Annotated in this window: 17 protein-coding genes and 1 pseudogene; 7 read left to right on the forward strand and 11 right to left on the reverse strand. The window is 43.7% G+C overall.

The features are described from left to right. Nucleotide 1: 1 nt before the first annotated feature. The 6 genes from GPK49_RS06595 (at nt 2) to GPK49_RS06620 (ending at nt 5,990) form a co-directional block, all read left to right on the forward strand. On the forward strand, nt 2-1,789 hold the full coding sequence (locus tag GPK49_RS06595) for a recombinase family protein (RefSeq protein WP_215677072.1): 1,788 nt from the start codon (nt 2-4) through the stop codon (nt 1,787-1,789). A gap of 17 nt (nt 1,790-1,806) precedes the next feature. Next, nucleotides 1,807-2,868, forward strand: a complete 1,062-nt coding sequence (locus tag GPK49_RS06600; protein ID WP_215677073.1) for a HindVP family restriction endonuclease — start codon at nt 1,807-1,809, stop codon at nt 2,866-2,868. 1 nt (nt 2,869) lies between these two features. Then, nucleotides 2,870-3,814: a DNA cytosine methyltransferase gene (locus tag GPK49_RS06605; RefSeq protein WP_215677074.1), complete on the forward strand. Its 945-nt coding sequence runs from the start codon at nt 2,870-2,872 to the stop codon at nt 3,812-3,814. A 154-nt stretch (nt 3,815-3,968) separates the two neighbouring features. Next, entirely contained in the window at nt 3,969-4,709 is a 741-nt protein-coding gene (locus GPK49_RS06610; RefSeq protein ID WP_215677075.1) for a DUF6291 domain-containing protein, read from the forward strand. After that, a complete protein-coding gene (locus GPK49_RS06615; protein ID WP_215677076.1) occupies nt 4,651-5,442 on the forward strand; it encodes an ATP-binding protein in 792 nt (263 codons plus the stop codon). Before GPK49_RS06610 ends, GPK49_RS06615 begins: the two co-directional genes overlap by 59 nt. Before the next feature lie 80 nt (nt 5,443-5,522). Continuing rightward, the gene (locus GPK49_RS06620; RefSeq protein WP_318283862.1) at nt 5,523-5,990 is read left to right on the forward strand and encodes a zinc ribbon domain-containing protein; all 468 of its coding nucleotides are present in this window, start codon (nt 5,523-5,525) and stop codon (nt 5,988-5,990) included. 285 nt (nt 5,991-6,275) lie between these two features. Here GPK49_RS06620 and GPK49_RS06625 read toward each other — a convergent pair whose 3' ends face one another. The 10 genes and pseudogenes from GPK49_RS06625 to GPK49_RS06670 all read right to left on the reverse strand — a co-directional run bounded on the left by GPK49_RS06625 (nt 6,276) and on the right by GPK49_RS06670 (nt 16,207). Further along, a complete protein-coding gene (locus GPK49_RS06625) occupies nt 6,276-7,289 on the reverse strand; it encodes a restriction endonuclease (protein ID WP_215677077.1) in 1,014 nt (337 codons plus the stop codon). Next, nucleotides 7,289-8,767 carry a hypothetical protein gene (locus GPK49_RS06630; RefSeq protein WP_215677078.1) on the reverse strand — a complete coding sequence of 493 codons (1,479 nt, stop codon included), beginning with the start codon at nt 8,765-8,767 and terminating at the stop codon, nt 7,289-7,291. The genes GPK49_RS06625 and GPK49_RS06630 overlap by 1 nt, the downstream gene beginning before the upstream one ends. Before the next feature lie 25 nt (nt 8,768-8,792). Further along, nucleotides 8,793-9,497 carry a TIGR02391 family protein gene (locus GPK49_RS06635; protein WP_215677079.1) on the reverse strand — a complete coding sequence of 235 codons (705 nt, stop codon included), beginning with the start codon at nt 9,495-9,497 and terminating at the stop codon, nt 8,793-8,795. Nucleotide 9,498: 1 nt separating this feature from the next. Next, nucleotides 9,499-10,662, reverse strand: a complete 1,164-nt coding sequence (locus tag GPK49_RS06640; protein ID WP_215677080.1) for a restriction endonuclease subunit S — start codon at nt 10,660-10,662, stop codon at nt 9,499-9,501. 257 nt (nt 10,663-10,919) lie between these two features. Continuing rightward, on the reverse strand, nt 10,920-12,728 hold the full coding sequence (locus tag GPK49_RS06645) for a restriction endonuclease subunit M (protein WP_215677081.1): 1,809 nt from the start codon (nt 12,726-12,728) through the stop codon (nt 10,920-10,922). Between the two features lie 21 nt (nt 12,729-12,749). Continuing rightward, the gene (locus GPK49_RS06650) at nt 12,750-12,944 is read right to left on the reverse strand and encodes a helix-turn-helix domain-containing protein (protein ID WP_108979415.1); all 195 of its coding nucleotides are present in this window, start codon (nt 12,942-12,944) and stop codon (nt 12,750-12,752) included. A gap of 476 nt (nt 12,945-13,420) precedes the next feature. Then, a pseudogene (locus GPK49_RS06655) lies at nt 13,421-14,609 on the reverse strand (AAA family ATPase). After that, on the reverse strand, nt 14,599-14,934 hold the full coding sequence (locus tag GPK49_RS06660; protein ID WP_161929735.1) for a plasmid mobilization protein: 336 nt from the start codon (nt 14,932-14,934) through the stop codon (nt 14,599-14,601). Before GPK49_RS06660 ends, GPK49_RS06655 begins: the two are co-directional and overlap by 11 nt. A gap of 2 nt (nt 14,935-14,936) precedes the next feature. Then, nucleotides 14,937-16,010 (reverse strand): site-specific integrase, encoded by a 1,074-nt coding sequence (locus GPK49_RS06665; RefSeq protein WP_215677082.1) that lies wholly within the window; start codon nt 16,008-16,010, stop codon nt 14,937-14,939. Next, nucleotides 16,010-16,207 (reverse strand): helix-turn-helix domain-containing protein, encoded by a 198-nt coding sequence (locus tag GPK49_RS06670; RefSeq protein ID WP_215677083.1) that lies wholly within the window; start codon nt 16,205-16,207, stop codon nt 16,010-16,012. The genes GPK49_RS06665 and GPK49_RS06670 overlap by 1 nt, the downstream gene beginning before the upstream one ends. Nucleotides 16,208-16,511: 304 nt before the next feature. On the opposite strand from GPK49_RS06670, the gene GPK49_RS06675 reads away from it, so the two are divergent. Continuing rightward, the gene (locus GPK49_RS06675) at nt 16,512-17,000 is read left to right on the forward strand and encodes a helix-turn-helix domain-containing protein (RefSeq protein WP_215677084.1); all 489 of its coding nucleotides are present in this window, start codon (nt 16,512-16,514) and stop codon (nt 16,998-17,000) included. A 196-nt stretch (nt 17,001-17,196) separates the two neighbouring features. Here the strand turns inward: GPK49_RS06675 and guaA are convergent, their stop codons facing one another. Continuing rightward, the gene (gene guaA / locus GPK49_RS06680) at nt 17,197-18,735 is read right to left on the reverse strand and encodes a glutamine-hydrolyzing GMP synthase (protein ID WP_016408127.1); all 1,539 of its coding nucleotides are present in this window, start codon (nt 18,733-18,735) and stop codon (nt 17,197-17,199) included. Nucleotides 18,736-18,977 lie beyond the last annotated feature (242 nt).

Here is an 18,977-nt window from a genome sequence, read left to right on the forward strand (position 1 = left end):
AATGGAAGTTGAAATCATTAAGGCGAAGGGTGCTGGTGAGGATACTTCTACGGGAAGAAAGATTGATAGATTAAGAGTTGCCGCATATTGTCGTGTTAGTACTGATGATGAAGATCAGATTAAAAGTTATAATTCAATGGTCAGATATTACACAGATTTGATAAAGAGTAATAAGCAATGGGTTTTTGCAGGAGTTTTTGCTGATAAAGCAATTACAGGCACGAAAACAGATAAAAGAGAAGAATTCCAATTACTGATTCAGGAATGTCTTTCAGGCAATATTGATCTAGTGATTGCAAAAAGCATTCCTAGATTCGCACGAAATACATTAGATACATTAAAATATGTAAGAATGTTAAGAGAGAGGAATATAGCGGTATATTTTGAAGTCGAAAAAATTAATACGTTAAAAGATGGAGAATTTTTACTGACTATTTTAAGTTCTGTTGCACAGCAGGAAGTGGAAAATACATCTGCATATGTAAAAAAAGGTTTGAAAATGAAGATGAAACGTGGAGAACTTGTTGGTTTTCAGGGCTGCCTTGGATATGATTACGATGTAGTAACAAAGTCGCTGTCTATTAACGAAGAGGGTGCGGAAACGGTCAGATACATATTTGACAGATATGTTGCAGGTGCTGGAAGTACGATGATTGCAAGGGAACTGAATGAACAGGGGATTTCAACTATTAAAGGGAATCTGTGGACTTCTTCCAGTGTAATGGGAATTATTAATAATGAAAAATACAAAGGTGATATTTTATTAGGAAAAACCTTTACAGTAGATCCGATATCAAAAAGAAGGCTGGAAAATCTTGGAGAAGAAGATCGGTTTTATATCAAAAATCATCATGAACCGATTATATCAGAAGAAAAATTTGCAAGAGCTCAGGAGATACGGGAACGCCGTAATGGAGGACGCAAAAAGGGAGTAGCACCTGGAAAACGAGAAAAATTCAGTAGACAATATGCTTTTAGTTGTATGCTTGAATGTGGATTTTGCGGTGCGAGCTTGTCAAGACGAAGATGGCATAGTAGTTCAAAGTATAAAAAAACTATTTGGCAGTGTGTCAAATCTACGAAACATGGAAAACGGTTTTGCCCGGATAGTAAAGGAATTCCAGAACAGGTTATTGAGGATGCTTTTATTGAATCCTATCGAATGCTATGTACAGATCATAAGGATGTACTAGAGGAATTTATTAAGAGAGTTGAAAAAACTTTATCTGAAGATTCAATAGAAGATAAAATTGAAAAACTCAATAAAAATGCTTATAATATCCAATATAAAAGAAAGAAATTATTGGAGAGTTATTTAGAGGGCGTTGTGGCTAAGGACATTTACGAAGAAACAGATATGGGATATGAAAAGAAATTATCTGAAGTAAATGCTCAGCTGGGTATGCTCGAACAACAATATGACAATGAAAGCAGCTTGCAAAGAAGGCTGGTAGATTTTAGAAAAGCATTGTCAAAAAACCAGATTTTAGAAGGATTTGACAGAGGAATATTTGAAAGTATCATCGAAAAAGTTATTGTCGGTGGTTACGATGAAAATGGAGAGAAAGATCCCTATAAAATCATTTTCATATATAAAACAGGATTCAAAAATGAAATTGGAAACGCAAAAGAACGATTTGGGAAGAAATCAAAAGCAGTAGAAAAAGCGAAAGAAATGTGTTCCCATATCGCAGACGAGGTAAAAGATGTGTGTTCCTATGTTAGTGACAATACATATCGAAAACGTCTGCCTGCTGACGCGGGAAAGGGAAATATGATATCTGTGTGAAAGAGAGGGGATAAAACATGAATGATAAACCAAGGTTATTTGGAATTGAACGTTCCAATCGTGATTATACCGTAGCTGATACATGGGGAAAGAATCAATTTAACTCATCTTTTCCGGCTTCGCTTGCATGTTATTTACATTCAAAAGGGATGAAAGCGGTGTATATCAAAGCGAAGCCAGATATGAAAAGGGATCTTCAATATATTGGGATTGATGAGTTGTATGGGATTGACCCTCTCGGAGACGATATTTTCTTTTCGTTTGAAACACAATATACACCATTTCAAAAATATGTTGTTGGGGCGATTCCCAGAGACGATTTGGTTATTTTGTCTGATGGGCAATGCGTCAGCAGTATAGAAATAAAATTGGTTGCATTACCGGATAATCCGACATGTAATTTGAGTGAAGATAAGTTCGGCTCAGAAATTGTTGTGCGTCCGGATACCATCATATATCTTGCGTGTTCGTTTATCCAAAGCTATGAGGATAACCCGGAAGCTCTGAGAAATGTAATCGGAGATGCAGGCAGAAATGTTCGGGATTGGACGGAAGCAGGAGAAGTTTTGCCGTATATGGATGAAATTTATTGGGCTATCAGACGTATGGTTTCTGAAAAGAACGAATGTCAGAGTCCTATTATTATGGAGCCGGTATGGAAAACAGAAGGAAAATCACCCCGATTGGCAGATCATTGTCTGGATATATTTGTCTGGAGTAATTTTGGCATGTTAAATCTTTTTATGCCGGAGGAAAATGAAGAATTCCGTACAATAACAAGACATACCAGAACAATGATTTGGCTGTTCAAAATGCTTCAGGAATATGCAGAAAAAGGTAGATTTAACGGAGCAAAAATAATTGATACATTATCCTACAATTTAAAAAATGATAAAGCGTTTGCTTCAAATGGATTAAGAACGCACCCGATTATGACGTGTGCGGAATTAACAAAGCCGAGAATTACGAAGGGTGAAATAAGAAAAGTTATTCTTGGGGGAGGACAATATTTATTAAGTCCGGAGAGAAGATTTGATGCAATTATTTATAATTCACCTGATTTATTTAAGGAGGATTAAGATGCCAAGAGTAATAGATTTATTTTGTGGATGTGGAGGCTTATCGCTCGGATTTGAAAAGGCGGGCTTTCAACTGGTACGGGCTTTTGATAACTGGGATAAGGCTGTAAATATCTATAATAAAAATTTTATTGATCATAAAGCGGAATTAAAGGATGTACATGACTTAACAGTTGAATATTTAACAGCATTTCAACCAGATGTTATAATCGGGGGACCGCCATGTCAGGACTATTCATCCGCAGGGCAAAGGGATGAATCAAAAGGACGTGCGGATTTAACGCTACGCTATGCAGAATTGGTATGCGGCGTAAAACCGAAATGGTTTGTCATGGAAAACGTTGACAGAATTCTAAAATCGCAGACCTTGCCAAAAGCAATAAAAAGCTTTAAAGATACCGGATATGCATTAACACAGGTGGTGCTAGATGCTTCAAGGTGCGGCGTTCCTCAAAAAAGAAAACGATTTTTCTTAATTGGGGAATCAGCTGGAAGGGATTGTTTTTTAGAGGATGCGTTATTAAATGATCAAAAGTCTGATCGTATGACAATCAGAGAATATTTAGGGGATGAATTTGGTACAGAATTTTATTACAGACATCCTCGCTCTTATGCAAGAAGAGGAATATTCAGTATTGACGAACCAAGTCCTACAATCAGAGGGGTGAATCGTCCGATTCCGGGTACTTATAAAATACATGCCGGAGATGCTACGGAAGATTTGTCGAAGGTTCGTCCGTTAACAACCTTAGAAAGAGCCAGAATACAAACATTTCCAAGAGATTTTTTCTTTGAGGGAGGAAAAAATGATTTAGAACAAATGATAGGAAATGCTGTGCCGGTTGAATTGGCTGCATATGTCGGACGGCATTTACTGGATTACATGAATGAAAAAATAAATACACCTGAGATTGCATTAGAACAGTTGGCATTTAATTTTCACTGAATCAGAAATCAATCAATACCAAGAGAAATCCTCTTTCTTTTATCAAAGAAGGGGGATTTTTTTATTGCCTTTTTTGCTCTTTTCTTCACATCGAGACTATGTGAGACTACAGAAATGGTATACAGAAAGAGAAGCAACGAAAGGGGGGAGAAAAATGGAGAGAGAAAGCTTTATCTTCTACCGCAGCTTTTACGATTCCATCAAGGGCTTAGGGGATGCGGAATTTGCGGAATGTATGCGTTTTCTGTGCGAATATGGGCTGAATGGAGCGGAGCAGACAGGCGGCACACTGGCGGAGGTGGTTTTGAAGATGGCGAAGCCGCAGATAGATGCGAATAACCAACGACGAGCAAACGGCGCAAAGGGCGGCAGACCAAAAGCAAGCCCCTCCGCACAGGAGCAGGCGGTATCCGATAGGAAAACCGATGGTTCTGAGACGGAAAACCATAGGTTACGGGATGCAAAACCTAATGTAAATGGTAATGGTAATGTAAATGAGAATGGTAATGGTAATGGTAATGAGAATGAGAAGGGTAATGGTAATGAGAATGAGAAGGGAAATGGAGAGGGGAATGAGAATGCTTCGCAGGACGGACAACCACACCCCTTTCATCCCCCTTCTGTGGAGGAGGTACGGGCGTACTGCGAAAGCAAGGGCTATCGTATCAGTCCGGAGCGGTTTATGGATTATTACACCGCCAACGGCTGGCGGCTTGGTAAGTCCGAGATGAAGGACTGGAAGGCAGTGGTGCGAAACTGGGAGAGAAAGGAAGCGAAGCAGACGGAGAATGTGAGTGGATATTGCCGTCAGGAGAGCGGAAAAGGAGTGAAGGGGTATGGTAGATGTGAAGGCGCTGATGCAGGCAGCGAAAAATACGACGGCACTGTCCTGTGAGGAGCGGATGGCGTTATACAACAGCAGAAGGGGCGACCTGACGGGGTATGACTGCCCGATTTGCCGCAATAAGGGGTTTGTGTTTTTGATGAAGGATGGGTATGAATACACCATGGAGTGCGAGTGTATGGAGAAGCGCAGGGGCAAGTGGCGGCTGAAACGAAGCGGCTTGCAGGACATGGCGGAGCGGTATCGCTTCGAGACCTACAAGGCGAAAACAAGCTGGCAGAAATCCATCCTTGCGGCGGCGGAGTGCTTCTGCGAGGAAAGGGAGGGTTGGTTTTATATCGGCGGACAGGTCGGGGCAGGGAAAACGCATATCTGCACCGCCATTGCGAATCGGCTGATGCTTCAGGGCAAGGGTGTGCGCTACATGATCTGGACGGAAGAAGCCACGAAGCTAAAAGCCCTCAAGACGGATGATGAAAACTATGCGCGCGAAATCAACAAATGGAAAACGGCAGAGGTGCTGTATATCGACGATTTTCTGAAAACCAGAAACGGCGCACTGCCGACCGATGGGGACATCAATCTTGCGTTTGAAATCATCAACGCACGGTATAATAATCGCGCCCTGCGGACGATTTTTTCAGGGGAAAGAGGGCTGAATGAAATCATGGAGCTTGACGAAGCCATGGGCAGCAGAATTTATCAGCGGTGCGGCAAATATAAGCTGAAAATCGGATGGGGCGAAGGGCGGAACTACAGAACGAGAGAGGAGGGCGTGGTGTAGGGCAATCCCTCCGCGGCAACTGCGCGTTGCTTGCGCCAAGGCGGCGGTTCGAGTATACTGGAGAAAAGGCGGTGAAGGATATGGAAACAAAAAGTATGGAAACAAAGGATATTTTATTGCAGCTGCGCACAAAGGCAGGGCTTTCGCAGGATGAGCTGGCGGAAAGGATGTTTGTGACCAGACAGGCGGTATCCCGTTGGGAAAGGGGAGATACGATTCCGAATACCGAGACATTAAAGCGATTATCCAAGCTGTTCGATGTGTCCATCAACACATTGCTCGGTTCGCCGAGAGAGCTGATTTGCCAATGCTGCGGCATGCCGCTTGCGGATGACAGCATCAGCAGGGAAAAGGACGGCTTTCTGAATGAGGATTACTGCAAATGGTGCTACGCCGATGGGGTGTATCTGTACAGCGATATGGAGGATTTGATTGAGGTGTGCGTGAAAAATATGCCGAAGGATACCTACACAGAGGAGGAGGTGCGCGCCTATCTGCGGCAGCTGCTGCCTCAGCTGGAGTATTGGAAAAGGGCAGGAGAAAAATAAGGACATAAAAAAAGACTTTGCTCATCCAAGCAGATGAGCAAGGCCTTTTTAAGTTTCAATGGGTTTCCGGAAATTGTTCAGATTATTCCCATTCGCTCCTGTCAGAAGTTTTCTAAACAGATTTGCTTATGAAATTTAGCTCAGGGTATTGGCATTATTTTCATTATTCAGATAGTAGTGGCTATCTGATTTTTTGTTGCCATGGTGTTGCCAGTAAATTGAGGATGATTTACACCTTACAAACTGATTATATCATACGATGGATTCTTCATCAAAGCATTTTAATTATTGATCATCGTTGCTCACGACCCAAATCTTTTTGAGAGGGATCAGTTCTTTGATTTCATCGTCCATCTGATCGTAGTATCGCAGAAACTCCTCAATAATTTCTTTGTGGGTCCAAAGCCGGATTTCAAAGAACTGTTTAGCCGTCTCATTGATGACCGAAGATTTGAACCCACTCCATGACACTAACAGGCCATATTCGGCACCAAAGTTTTTCATCACCCCGCCCAACTGATCCAAAACAATCCGATCCACTGGCGCGTCCGTGGACTTAACCTGAACACAAATTTTGGGACTTCCAAAACCAAGTGTGCCCGCAGAAGCCAGAATATCCACACCTTTATCCGGTCCGGCCGGGCTGACATATGTAGTGAATCCCTTTGCTCGAAGAATGGCATCTACAATTTTTGCTAAACCATGCCCCTTAGTCTTCTGGATTATCAGATTTGTGATAACCCCCAAGGCTTCATTTTCAATATCTCGTGCCTCTTCATCATCCTGTGGCTCTTGCGGAGTAATTTGGGGCGCTTTCTTTCCCTGTTTATGTGCATTGATGACTGCTTTTATGCGATCTTCCTGCTTGATACGGCAAATGGTCATAAAAGCCCCAAAGGAATATAAGATGTCCTGGTCAAAAGCTGTGCGGGGAATGTCACAGGCAAACCAATCTACCTGATGCGCATGATAATAAGGATTATCGTTGTTAGGTAAGAATTCATAATTACCTGTGATCTTGCCAAAATGAATTACAGGCTTGATCTTGCTGGGCAGGACAACAATCTCTCCCTTTTTCATCTCATGGGCAAACGGCCATACCTGGCTCGCCCAGTTCATCGCTGTTTTTACCTTGACATCTGGGTTGTTGTCCACAAAGTATTGCTGCAAGTCCTGCTTGGTGTGGAACTGCATGATTGATTCAGAGAGATTGTCCCAAGTGCAGTAAACTTTACCATCTTCAAGAAATTTATTCTCAAACTCGCCGTATCGTCCGGCGCGACATAACCACATCGGCATTAATCGTCCACCTCAACTCCAAAGAACTCTCGGATTTTTCTCAAAAGAATAGGGCGCAATTCAGCCTGATTTCGAAATCTCACCTGATCGTGCATCGAGATATTGGACCCAATTTCAGAATTTGCAGGCACTCCATCTCGTGTTTTATAGAGTAGCAGCACTTTCTTTGCAAGCCCCTGAGCGTATCCTATTTCATGATGAACATTTTTATTGCCGAACGAAAGATCCGCAATCACCAAAGAGGATTCTTTGATACCATTAATTATCCGATGATATATCTCGTTGGAATATCCATCATGATGTTCATCTACTTTTATCAATTTAATTTGAAGACCATTTTCACGCTTTAAAATGTCCCTCACATCTTTAATTGTTTGGTATGTATCCTCCGTTTCCACACTAAACTGCATTGACACAAATATTGATTTTGGCATATTTTCATATATCTGGTCAAAAATTTGTATCAAATCATTCATGTGGAGCCCAGGTGCTCTTGTGATGCTGTTTTCTTTTGCCCAAGACAGAAAGTGTTGATATTTTGTCACATTTGTCAGCTTATAAAACGAAATTGCCCCAATAACGGCGAGATTGTTCGGTATCACATGAAGCCGTGCTTCTTGCAGTGCAGCTTCAATTTGAGGCAACTGCTCACGAAAACTATTCACTGCTTCGTCGGTTTTTGGTAAAGTTTGATTTTCAATCAATAGCTGGCACACTTGAAGTAAGTATGTATATTTGATTCCTCGAATCAATAAACTAATAAATGGGTATTCCTCAAAATTTTCTTGTTGAGAAATCTTACGCGCCAAATAGTATGGCCAACCGAAGGAGGGATCGGTCTTTAGCTTTTCATCACTAAATACCCAGTCACTTTCCAATATAACTTTTAAATTTTCTTCAAGATTTAATGGAACCTGTTTGGCATTGATGTTATGAAATATAGCTCGCGAATACTGTCCATTTTCTTCTGGATTTTGGAACAAAAGCAAGCAGAACGGAACGGCAAAATCCTCTCCAACGCTTGCTGCCGCACTGAGCCTATGGTTTCCATCAATACGTGTAATCCTGTGTTCTTTTTCATCAAATTTCAAATGAGCGATGTTAACTCTATCGATTCTTGGTGAGGGATCAAATGCACTTAAGACATTCTTTGTAACATTCTGGGAAATACTAATTTGGAATCCCCCAATAGATTTATTCCAGGTTTGTCCAGAGCGCAATTCCGAATGAAACAAATCGATTTTGTCGAATTCGCTTTTACCATCGGTCAAATTTAAAGACAAGATGACTTCAGGAAAAAAGCGATATTCTCCTCCGTTCAAAAATTTTGCCATTTCGCCCTGATGCTGCGCTATAAGGTCTCTTTGCACTTCTGGATTGGGCTCAGAAATAGCGCTAAGCATCTTAAACGAAGCAAACCCTCGTAAGCAGAGAAAGCCTCCCATCGAGTATTCTAATATACCGCTTAGCTTAACCATTGTATTTCTCTCTTTCTTTGCAGAACTATTCCATAATTCCAGAATACTTTACTGCCTCATCAATTTTATACATCAACATACTGGCAAACATCAGACGACGCATTGCATCATCCTTAGTAATGGTGATATTGGCATGAGCTTTAGGATTTCTCAGTGCAGACATGGCTCCTGCCAGCATCTGCATATAGCCTTTTTGTATGTTGCTTCCTGTCTCGGTCGAGCGATCACAAAACTCCAACAGAGGAGCGTTATCAGAGAATACCATGTTCATCGCAGTATGACCATCTGGAACTTTAGGCGCAGTGGGATTTAGTTTCATAAAAAGTTTCTTTACCCGGTCATTTATCTCAACAAACGCATCCTCAGCGGCGTTTGCATAATGACCGTCTTCAAATAGCTTTTGGGACACCGCAGCAATCTTTGGATGTATGAGATCCCATACTCCCATACCCTTTGTATTATCTGCTTGCTGAAGTGACTTCAAAATTTCTATGACTTGTCCGAACACAACCGGATTAATCGTCCCATACCCAACAAACATACGATCTTTCATCTCAAACAGCTCTTGGCTGAAATATGGGGATTCCCTTTCAATGTCATGAGAAATTTTGATTAGGCCATTCTTAATATTTTGAATATCAGATGGTGTAATGGGAAATGTCATACAATTTGGGTTGTTTGCAATATTGATTATCCACCCATAAACTGTCCTAACTCTATTTGCATCCATATCATTCACCCAAAAGTTTTCTTTCAAACTCCGCCTTTGCTGCTTCCCAATCTTGCTCTGCTTCTATGCGCAATGCCTCAGCTGTATTTTTACGTCTTAAAATCTCCTCGGCAATTTCGTCCTGAATAGTTTTTTTAGGGAGTAGAATACGTACGGCCTTTAATGTTTCTGTATTGACACCAGCTTGATTATTAAAATAGGTACTTAGCAATTTCCAGTAACCAATACTTCTCAGCATGTTGAAAAATGCTGCAATATAGTAGGGATTTATCCCTTCTTTCAGCGTAATTCGCGTGATATGATTGGATGTCGCACAAGGAGTGTCAATATCAAACACCGTTGATTTTCCAACCCATTCTGCAGAGTTCGTATTATTGAAAAGAACCTCGCCCTTTTTGCAGTAATCCTTTTCTTGTAATCTACTAATAGGCACGTATTTCTTTGTCGCAAAAGAGATTTGCCCATATGGAGTAATGCTAAAAGGTCTTAGTTGTGGCACTCTTTCATTATCAGGCAAATCGTCTGCTTGATCTTGCTTTCCTGCCGCAAAGCCAGAAGATATAGATTTGCAGATTTCTCCAATTTGTACAGTTGGATACACCGAATCTTCTATTTGTCTGCGAAAATGCGTAAAGCGAGGAGAATAAAAATCCGCATCAATGCGCAAGCTTATCATAGAATGCTTTTGTGCATAACACAAAACACTCTCAGAATTATCAAATGTAAGATTTAATCGTTCAAATAAATAGCCACGTTTTCCTTCAAGCAAATCATTGGCTTGCTGAACTTTATTTTTGTATTGAATATGCCCGGCATCAATAATAGTGATCAACATTTGTTCATCACATTTAGTCGGAATAAGCAGATCAGCAATGTCTTGTGTTGTAATTTTTTGCTGAACTTGGCCGCTTGAAGCTCGCTCCAATAATGTTTGTCCAACAGTAGATAAAATGTAATTCCTGATGAACTCAGCTGAAACACCTTTGGGGTTCTTTATTGCAATAATATTCGCTGAAATATTAAGCTTAGGAAAAGTATCATCAACAATGGCACACTGTCCCAAAGAACCACGTTGAGAAATGACAATATCCCCTGCTGAAACTTGAGTCCGTGACAGGCTGTTACCTAGTTCTTCAGAAATATAGATTATATCGCTATAATCCATATATCCGTCTCTCGAGATATTTGTAATACGTATAAGCGGGATTCCGGACTCTTGATAATCTTTATTAGTAATAGCACTGCCAAAAGGTCCACAAATTACATCCGCGAGTTCCCCTAGAGGCGTTAACGATGTTCCAAAAATAGTGTGTAATTTTTTATCCAGCTCAAGATATTTGGGTAGATTATAGTTAATATCAATTCTCTGGCTAATATCCCCCCGCTCAACCGCAAAGACACAAAGTTCATTTGCGCCGGGGGTCAGACGAAAAAAGGGGCAGGGTCCTCCTGAAACTTTTTATATTGCTCAACAATTTCATCCAACTGCGACTCAGTCTTTCGTCCAGTGGCATCATATCCGATCAGTTCCGGTGCCGCCATAAAAATGGCTTCTTCATTGTTTACAACTTCATTGTTATCACGTTTCCGAACGAAAATAATGGAAGCCTTTACACCAGCGCCAAAATGTGCAAAGGCGCACTGAGGCAGGCTCACAACCGCCAGCAGTTGGAACCGCTCTAAAATGAAATCTCGTACATATTGGGAAGAACTATTTGTCAAAATCCCATCAGGCAAAACGATAGCTGCTTTTCCTGTACCCGGTTTGAGAAACTCACAAATGCGTTCAACAAACAGGACTTCCGAACTCTGGTTTTTTCTGGGCTTTGCTTTTCCTTTTTTGTCATAGGTGTTACCCAACTCAAAGGTGCTGAGATACGGTTTTTCAGCCCCGTTCACCGTAGAACCAAAAGGAGGATTGGTCAAAATCAGATCAAACTTATCTTTCTGAAAACCAGGATTATGTGCCGCAATCTTATCAATACTTTCTAATGCATCATAGCTGATCACATTAGTGTGTCCGTCATCATGCACGATCATATTCATCTTTGCAACGCGTGCAATTTCGTCATTGATTTCGATTCCGTAGAGGTGCTTCTCCGCAAAATCATGCCAATAACGATAGTGGTCAGCACTGCCTTTTTCGTAATACTCGGTAGCCTGATGGCGAATATAATCCAGTGCATACAGCAAGAACCCACCCGACCCACAGGAAGTATCCAGCACATCCCAGTCATGTTTCGGCTCCATCATCTTTACAGCAAACTCAATGATCGGACGAGGCGTAAAATACTGGCCAAAATCACCTTTGAAAAATCCGTCCATGAACTGTTCAAATGCAACGCCTTTTACATCAAGGTCCGTTTTGTTCAGGTTAATTGCTTCAAGATGGGAGACCACCGTCCGCAACACCCGATCATCTACTTTGATAGAATCAGTAAAAACCTCAGGGTCTTTCTTTTTCTGCTCATCATACAAAGCATTGATTCGTTCAGCCAGTTTAGAAGCAGGTTCGTGCGTCTTTATCTGAAACTGGTAAGGCTCACCTTTTTTTCGAGGTTTTTGCTCATCACTGATTTTTACAAAAATCAATTTACACAATTCGCCAAAAGCGGTTGGCGGGGAAAGGCGACCACCTCCCCACAGCGTTTGATGGCATTTTTTAATAGCAGCAATTAGATCTTCGCGATCTACCGGCTTAATATCATTTTCGCTTCCCTTATAGAATCTAAATTCTTGGGGCTTTCCGTATGCATGAGGCAAATCAGCCAGGATGTTTTGTTCACGCTCCAATGCGCCAAATTTATCGGTAACATCCAAGACACGGCGAGTGCCACCAGCAATAATTACAACATAGTCGGCACGCAATTTCACCCAAGTTGCATTGCCAACGCCCTGCTCTATCGCTTGGTTAAATTCGGCATCCGTAACACCGTCTTTTTTGCACTCAACCACAGCATAGGGGCGCTTACACTCGTCATCACGGAAAACAACAATATCAGCACGATCTGTCGGCAGACGATCAGGCACAGTCACTTCGATTTTAATTCGATTGACTGGATATTCGTATTTATAAATCAGTTCAGCCCAGAATTCAGCACGAACCTTTTCTTCCGGATCGCTATAATTTTCTACATGGTTATCAGAAGAAACATATGTGATTTTCTGCTTGCCTTTTTCTCCAATGATATGTGCATAACCGTCTTTTATTGCTCGTTCGAGATTTGTCATCTTCGTTCCTCCTGAACAACTTTATTTCTGCTTCTGTTTCTGCTTTTTCACTTCACGAGTACGTCCGTCCAGCGGCTTTTCTGCGCTTTTAGGAATTAGCCAAACATTGCCCAACCGCTCGACACCATCAACTCTACCTTGTTCGCAGAGGACTTGAACTCGCCGTACTGAAAGTCCCCACTTATCAGCGGCTTCTTTTGCGTTCATGTAATCCATATCGACCACCTTTTCTTACAGGGAATATAAATATACAATTTTATTATACAGCGCATTTGCGAATAATGCAACCACGTACTTATATCTTAAATAGTGCGATTTCAAGCCCCATTTTCGGTGCCTGTTGATTTCTGTTCAGATATGACAGGCAAGCAATGCGTGTGGATAGCCACACACAAATCCGGCAAGCAATGCGTGTGGATAGCCACACACAAATCCGGCAAGCAATGCGAGTGTTCATACACGCTCACATTTCCTGCCGTCTGCTTGTTGAGGGCAGCGCCCCCAAGCCCCCCCTTTTGAACACAGAATTTCATTCTGTGGCTGCGCGTTCTACGAACGCTTTTAAGGGGCGGAACAAATCGTTCCACCCTATTGTTTTTGGGCTGACCGTGAAACAGAGTGGCCCTTGGAAGCTGGGGCGGCAAAATGCCACTCCATTTTTTCCTTCCCGCGACCGTTGCGAGCGTCGCGCTTTACTCGATTACTTCAAACGCAGGTGCTTCCACCACCATGTAAGTCAGCCGGATACGCCGCCCGGCGTGTTTGGTTTTATTCTCGTACTTCACCTGGTGTTCTTCCAGCAGGTGGCTGGCATTCACATTCAGATGTTTGGTGAGCCGGTTTACCGCCATATCCGTTTGAATCGCCTGGGCCAGCTCGGTGGGGCTACCTTCCCATTCCCGGTTGTCAGCAGACACGATCTTTGCTACGGCTTCCAGTATCGGGTCTGGAGGCTGCTTCCAAAGCTCATTCTCTGCATGGACAAGGTCCCACACCAGGCTCTCTTGGTCCTTGCTCAGATACAGCCGCTGATCTGGCTGGTCTCTGCCTACGACCTCCAAGGTTGCCTTACTATCCGTCCGCTTTTCCTTCTGCATCAGGAGCGCCCCGTCCGCACAACCCAGCAAGCCCGTGGTGCCGGAAATCATTTCAAAGCTTGTCTCCCGCAGGCTGCTTTCTGGTGTGGTGAACGATTAGGACGCAGATACCATATCGGTCAGCAAATCGCTTCAGCTTGCCGATCACCTCATAGTCGCTGGAGTAGCTGTAGCTGTCGCTCACCGCTTCCCGAACTTTTTGCAGGGTATCCACGATAATCAGCTTGGTATCACTGTGTTCCCGGAGAAACTTTTCCAGCTGTTCATCCAGGCCACCGCCGATCATCTTGGCGCTTGTGGCGAAGTGGAGGGAGCTTGTCCCCTCCACACCAAACATACGGAACATCCTGCGCTGTAAACGGCTTTCGTCATCTTCCAGAGCAAGATAGAGGACTGTTCCTTGATGAACCTTGTAGCCCCACAAATCCTGCCCAGTGCTGACATGGTGGGCAATCTGCGCCACCAGAAAAGATTTGCCGATTTTGGGCGCTCCGGCAAGGATATATGCTCCAGTATAGAGCAGGTTTTCAATCACCGCAGACTTTACCTCAAACACATTGTCCATCAGCTCGTCCAGGGTTACAGTGTGCAGGTAAGCCGGGTCGCTCATGCGCTGTATCCTGCGGTACATTTCTTCCAGGCTTTCCTGAGGATTTACAACTTCATCGTTGATTTCTTCCTTGGAAGTGGTTATACTAATGTCAGAGTTTTTAGAGATTGACTGCCCATCGTCTGCGCCAACAGATGAGTCCTGGGTGGTCATTTTCTTTTTTTCATCGATCATAGGCAATATCCTCCTGCATTCCTTTCATAATGGTTGTGATCATCTGAATGGTGTCCAACAGTTCCTCATTTACGCCTTGCCCGGCTTCGATCCGGCGCAGCTCGTCCAACACAGCAGCCAGCTGATCTCGCAGTGCCTTATAGACTCTCGGATTGCCCTGAACCACCACATCCCGACAGAGCAGCCGACGGATGATATAATCCTGCTTAGTCAGGCCGGTGAGCTTCACCGCCGTTTCGATCTGAGCGTCCTCCTCCGGGGAGACCCGGAAGGCCACGGTCTTGTTTCTCCAACGGTTGTGCTTGTCCAAATTCTTTGCTGACATTTTTAATTGCCCCTTTCCATATTTAATTTATCTGCCATTTCCGTTTGCTTGGACGGAAACAGGTGCGCATAATTGTAAGTGATGTCGATGCTTTCATGACCCACCCGATCTGCGATGGCTGTGGCAGAGAACCCCATGTCGATCAAAAGCGAAACCGCGCTGTGACGAATATCATGGATTCTGATGCGCGGCACTCCGGCTTCTTTGGAACCCCGATCCATCTCCCGATGGAGATAACTCTTGGTGACGGTAAACATTCGGTCATCTGCTCCAATTCCGTAGAGCATTTTGAGGTAATCCTGAATTTCCTCTGCCAGAAACTGCGGCATAGTGATGACACGATTGCTCTTTTCCGTCTTTGGAGTGGTAATCAAATCCTGCCCATTCAGCCGCTGATAGGATTTGTTGATGGTGACAGTGCGCTTCTCAAAGTCAAAATCTGCCGGGGTCAAAGCCAGAAGTTCTCCCTCTCGGATACCGCACCAGTAAAGCATCTCAAAGGCATAGAAGGACAGCGGTTTATCCATCATTACCTCGGCAAATTTCAAATACTGTTCCTTAGTCCAGAACATCATCTCTCGGTTTTTCTTTTTCCCCATACTGCCAGCCTTTTTGCAAGGGTTATCACGGAGATTGTAATACCGTACTGCATGGTTAAAGATGGCGCTGAGCTGATTGTGAACCGTCTTAAGGTACACAGGCGAATAGGATTGCCCCTTTTCATCCTTGTGGTTCAGCATCTCATTCTGCCAGGTGATGATCTGCTGGGCGGTGATGTTACACATCTTCAGCTTGCCGAAGTAGGGGAGCAGCTTAGTGCGGATAATATGTTCCTTTGTGGCCCAAGTGTTTTCCTTGAGCCGGGTCTTCATATCCGCTGTGTAAAGTTCCACAAAACTTTTGAAGTTCATATCCAAATCAGCGCTGGTTTTATGAACCTGTTCACGCTCCCAAGCCTGTGCCTCTCGCTTGGTCTTGAAGCCCCTCTTTTGGGTCTGTTTCCGCTTACCATTCCAATCGGTATAGCGATAAACTGTCCGCCAGGTGCCGGTTTTTTCTTCCTTGTAAACGGCCATTATGACTCCTCCTTTGCTGTTTTGGTATAGTAATACTTCTCCATGAAGAATTCTCGATTGACACGGCCGGAGATGGTCAGATATCCTTTCTCCTGCAATTCTTCGTTAAGCCTATGGATTACCTTGTAGGCGCGGGATTTGGAGATGCCCAATTCCTGAGCAACTTCGTCTGCTCGCATAAAACTCTGTTTCTGCATAAATAAAATACCTTCCTTTCCTTGTTGATTGTTTCTGCCTTCCAATTTTGTTTTTCATAAAGACCTCCTTACTCTCTACTGCCACTTTTTTTGGATTTTGCACCCAAGAATTTTGAAGAAATTTTCTTCAGCTATCACAACTAAGCAAATATGCTTTGCTTATTGTTATTATACTAAGCATAATAGCTTATGTCAATCGGCGTACGCAAAATAAATTAAATAAAATTGTTTAGTATTCTCTTGACTTTCCTAAGCATTTCTGCTACGCTTTTTATAAAGACAACCAACGATTGGAGTTGATGATATGGCGATTGGTGAACGAATTCACTATTTCCGTCTCCTGCGGGGGATGACACAGAAATATCTCGGCATGTCACTGGGCTTCCCGGAGAAGTCTGCTGATGTACGCCTTGCACAGTACGAAACAGGATCAAGAACCCCAAAAGCAGACCTGACCGCTGCTCTGGCTGAGGTGCTGGATGTCTCGCCCCATGCGCTCTCTATTCCGGACATAGACTCCTATGTGGGGTTGATGCACACGCTGTTTACTCTGGAAGACAACTACGGGCTCAAGATCAGCGAGATGGATGGAGAAATCTGCTTGAAGGTCGATGTTCGGAAGAACAAGGACGCTGCCCAGCTGCATGAAATGCTCTGCTCTTGGCAGCAGGCCGCCGCTATGCTGGAGGCGGGCGAGATTTCCAAAGAGGATTACGACAAGTGGCGCTACCACTATCCGGAGTTTGACAAGACCCAGAACTATGTGAAGACACCGCCCCGGGATCTCGCTTGACCCTCTCACTTGTAGGCCACGGGAGAGGGCGTTTGTTGCACAGGACAATAATAAAAAGAAAAAGAGAGCTAACTGACTAATCAAAATCAGTTAGCTCTCTTTTTATGAATAATGAAAAATGTTGCCAAATCGTTGCCACGAAGGGCCTTAACCCCTCAAAAGCCCAGTCATATCAGGCTTTTCCGGGCCTCTGAAATTATTCCCACTCAATCGTTGCGGGTGGCTTAGAGGTGATATCATACACGATACGATTGACATGCTTTACCTCATTTACGATACGGGTAGAAACCTTATCCAGCACCTCATAGGGGATTCTTGCCCAATCGGCAGTCATGAAGTCGGTTGTGGTTACGCCGCGCAGGGCAATGGTATAATCGTAGGTACGGAAGTCGCCCATAACGCCAACGGAGCGCACATCTGTGATAACCGCGAAATACTGGTTAATGTCTCTGTCCAGACCTGCCTTTGCGATTTCCTCTCTGAAAATCGCATCCGCATCCTGCAAAATCGCAACCTTATCCTCTGTTACCTCGCCAATCACGCGCACACCCAGACCGGGACCGGGGAAGGGCTGACGATATACCAGATATTCCGGCAGACCGAGCTCCAGACCCATCTGACGCACCTCATCCTTAAACAGCAGGCGCAGGGGTTCAATCAGCTCCTCAAAATCAACAACGGAGGGCAGACCGCCTACGTTATGATGGGATTTGATGACTGCGGAATCTCCCAGACCGCTTTCGATGATATCGGGATAAATCGTACCCTGCACCAGATAATCTACCTTGCCGATTTTTCTTGCTTCATCTTCAAATACACGGATAAATTCCGCGCCGATGATTTTACGCTTCTGTTCGGGGTCGGTTACGCCCTTCAGCTTGGAAAGGAAACGCTCCTGTGCATTTGCTCTTACGAAATGAGAATCGAAATAGCCGTCAAAAATCTGTTCTACCTCGTCGCCTTCGTTTTTACGCATCAGACCATGGTCAACGAAAACGCAGGTCAGCTGCTTGCCGATTGCCTTGGAAACCAAAGCCGCAACAACGGAGGAATCCACGCCGCCGGAGAGGGCGCACAAAGCCTTGCCGTCGCCAACCTGCTCGCGGATTTTTTTAATCTGGTCTTCGATGTAGTTTGTCATTGTCCAATCGCCCTTGCAGCCGCAGACCTCAAACAGGAAGTTTTTAATCAATGCAGAGCCTTTGGGTGTATGGTTTACCTCAGGGTGGAACTGCACGCCATAGAAGCCCTTTGCTTCACATTCGATGGCAGCCGCGGGGCAGGTAGGGGTTTTTCCGATGATACGGAAGCCTTCGGGCAGCTCTGTCACATAATCCGTGTGGCTCATCCAACAAATTTCATTTGCGCCGATGCCCTTTAGCAGCTTGCTTGTGGTATCGAAGGCAACCTCAGCCTTGCCATATTCACTCAGCTCGGCAGCATGTCCAACCTTGCCGCCCAGTGTGTACGCCATCAGCTGACAGCCGTAGCAGATACCCAGAATGGGTACGCCCAGAGAAAACAGGGCAGGGTCAACCTTAGGAGAAGCGTCATCGTAAACGCTGTTGGGGCCGCCTGTGAAGATGATGCCCTTGGGGTTTTTCGCCTTGATTTCCTCCAAGGATTTTTTCCAGGGCATGATTTCGCAGTATACATGATGTTCTCTGACACGGCGGGCAATCAGCTGGTTATACTGACCGCCGAAGTCCAGAATGAGGATCATTTCTTGATTCATTATATCCCTCCGTTTTTATGAAAAGTTTTATTTTTTTCATGATAGAAAAAGAATGAGAAAACCGCCGGCAGTGCCGACGGTCTGCTTACTATCGTTTCTTTTTTCTATCTTACCATAGCAAAAAAAGATTGACAAGAGAAAGCAGCGCGCTATCTGTGTATTTTTCCGAAAAACAGATAAGAATATTTTATGGGACGGATAAAAGTTTTTTGTGGAAACACAAGGGAAAAAGAGTTGAAAGT

The organism is Clostridium sp. MCC345 (assembly GCF_018785345.1).
Taxonomy (GTDB): Bacteria; Bacillota; Clostridia; order Lachnospirales; family Anaerotignaceae; genus Anaerotignum_A; species Anaerotignum_A faecicola.

What these genes read in the sequence shown, in the direction of transcription:
- GPK49_RS06670 (WP_215677083.1), bottom strand. Translation starts at nt 16,207, where the DNA reads ATGCAGAAACAGAGTTTTATGCGAGCAGACGAAGTTGCTCAGGAATTG.
- GPK49_RS06635 (WP_215677079.1), bottom strand. Translation starts at nt 9,497, where the DNA reads ATGGATGCAAATAGAGTTAGGACAGTTTATGGGTGGATAATCAATATT.
- GPK49_RS06645 (WP_215677081.1), bottom strand. Translation starts at nt 12,728, where the DNA reads ATGACAAATCTCGAACGAGCAATAAAAGACGGTTATGCACATATCATT.
- GPK49_RS06675 (WP_215677084.1), top strand. Translation starts at nt 16,512, where the DNA reads ATGGCGATTGGTGAACGAATTCACTATTTCCGTCTCCTGCGGGGGATG.
- GPK49_RS06630 (WP_215677078.1), bottom strand. Translation starts at nt 8,767, where the DNA reads ATGGTTAAGCTAAGCGGTATATTAGAATACTCGATGGGAGGCTTTCTC.
- GPK49_RS06640 (WP_215677080.1), bottom strand. Translation starts at nt 10,662, where the DNA reads ATGGATTATAGCGATATAATCTATATTTCTGAAGAACTAGGTAACAGC.
- GPK49_RS06665 (WP_215677082.1), bottom strand. Translation starts at nt 16,010, where the DNA reads ATGGCCGTTTACAAGGAAGAAAAAACCGGCACCTGGCGGACAGTTTAT.
- GPK49_RS06600 (WP_215677073.1), top strand. Translation starts at nt 1,807, where the DNA reads ATGAATGATAAACCAAGGTTATTTGGAATTGAACGTTCCAATCGTGAT.
- guaA (WP_016408127.1), bottom strand. Translation starts at nt 18,735, where the DNA reads ATGAATCAAGAAATGATCCTCATTCTGGACTTCGGCGGTCAGTATAAC.
- GPK49_RS06650 (WP_108979415.1), bottom strand. Translation starts at nt 12,944, where the DNA reads ATGGATTACATGAACGCAAAAGAAGCCGCTGATAAGTGGGGACTTTCA.
- GPK49_RS06610 (WP_215677075.1), top strand. Translation starts at nt 3,969, where the DNA reads ATGGAGAGAGAAAGCTTTATCTTCTACCGCAGCTTTTACGATTCCATC.
- GPK49_RS06595 (WP_215677072.1), top strand. Translation starts at nt 2, where the DNA reads ATGGAAGTTGAAATCATTAAGGCGAAGGGTGCTGGTGAGGATACTTCT.
- GPK49_RS06660 (WP_161929735.1), bottom strand. Translation starts at nt 14,934, where the DNA reads ATGTCAGCAAAGAATTTGGACAAGCACAACCGTTGGAGAAACAAGACC.
- GPK49_RS06625 (WP_215677077.1), bottom strand. Translation starts at nt 7,289, where the DNA reads ATGCCGATGTGGTTATGTCGCGCCGGACGATACGGCGAGTTTGAGAAT.
- GPK49_RS06615 (WP_215677076.1), top strand. Translation starts at nt 4,651, where the DNA reads ATGGTAGATGTGAAGGCGCTGATGCAGGCAGCGAAAAATACGACGGCA.
- GPK49_RS06605 (WP_215677074.1), top strand. Translation starts at nt 2,870, where the DNA reads ATGCCAAGAGTAATAGATTTATTTTGTGGATGTGGAGGCTTATCGCTC.
- GPK49_RS06620 (WP_318283862.1), top strand. Translation starts at nt 5,523, where the DNA reads ATGGAAACAAAAAGTATGGAAACAAAGGATATTTTATTGCAGCTGCGC.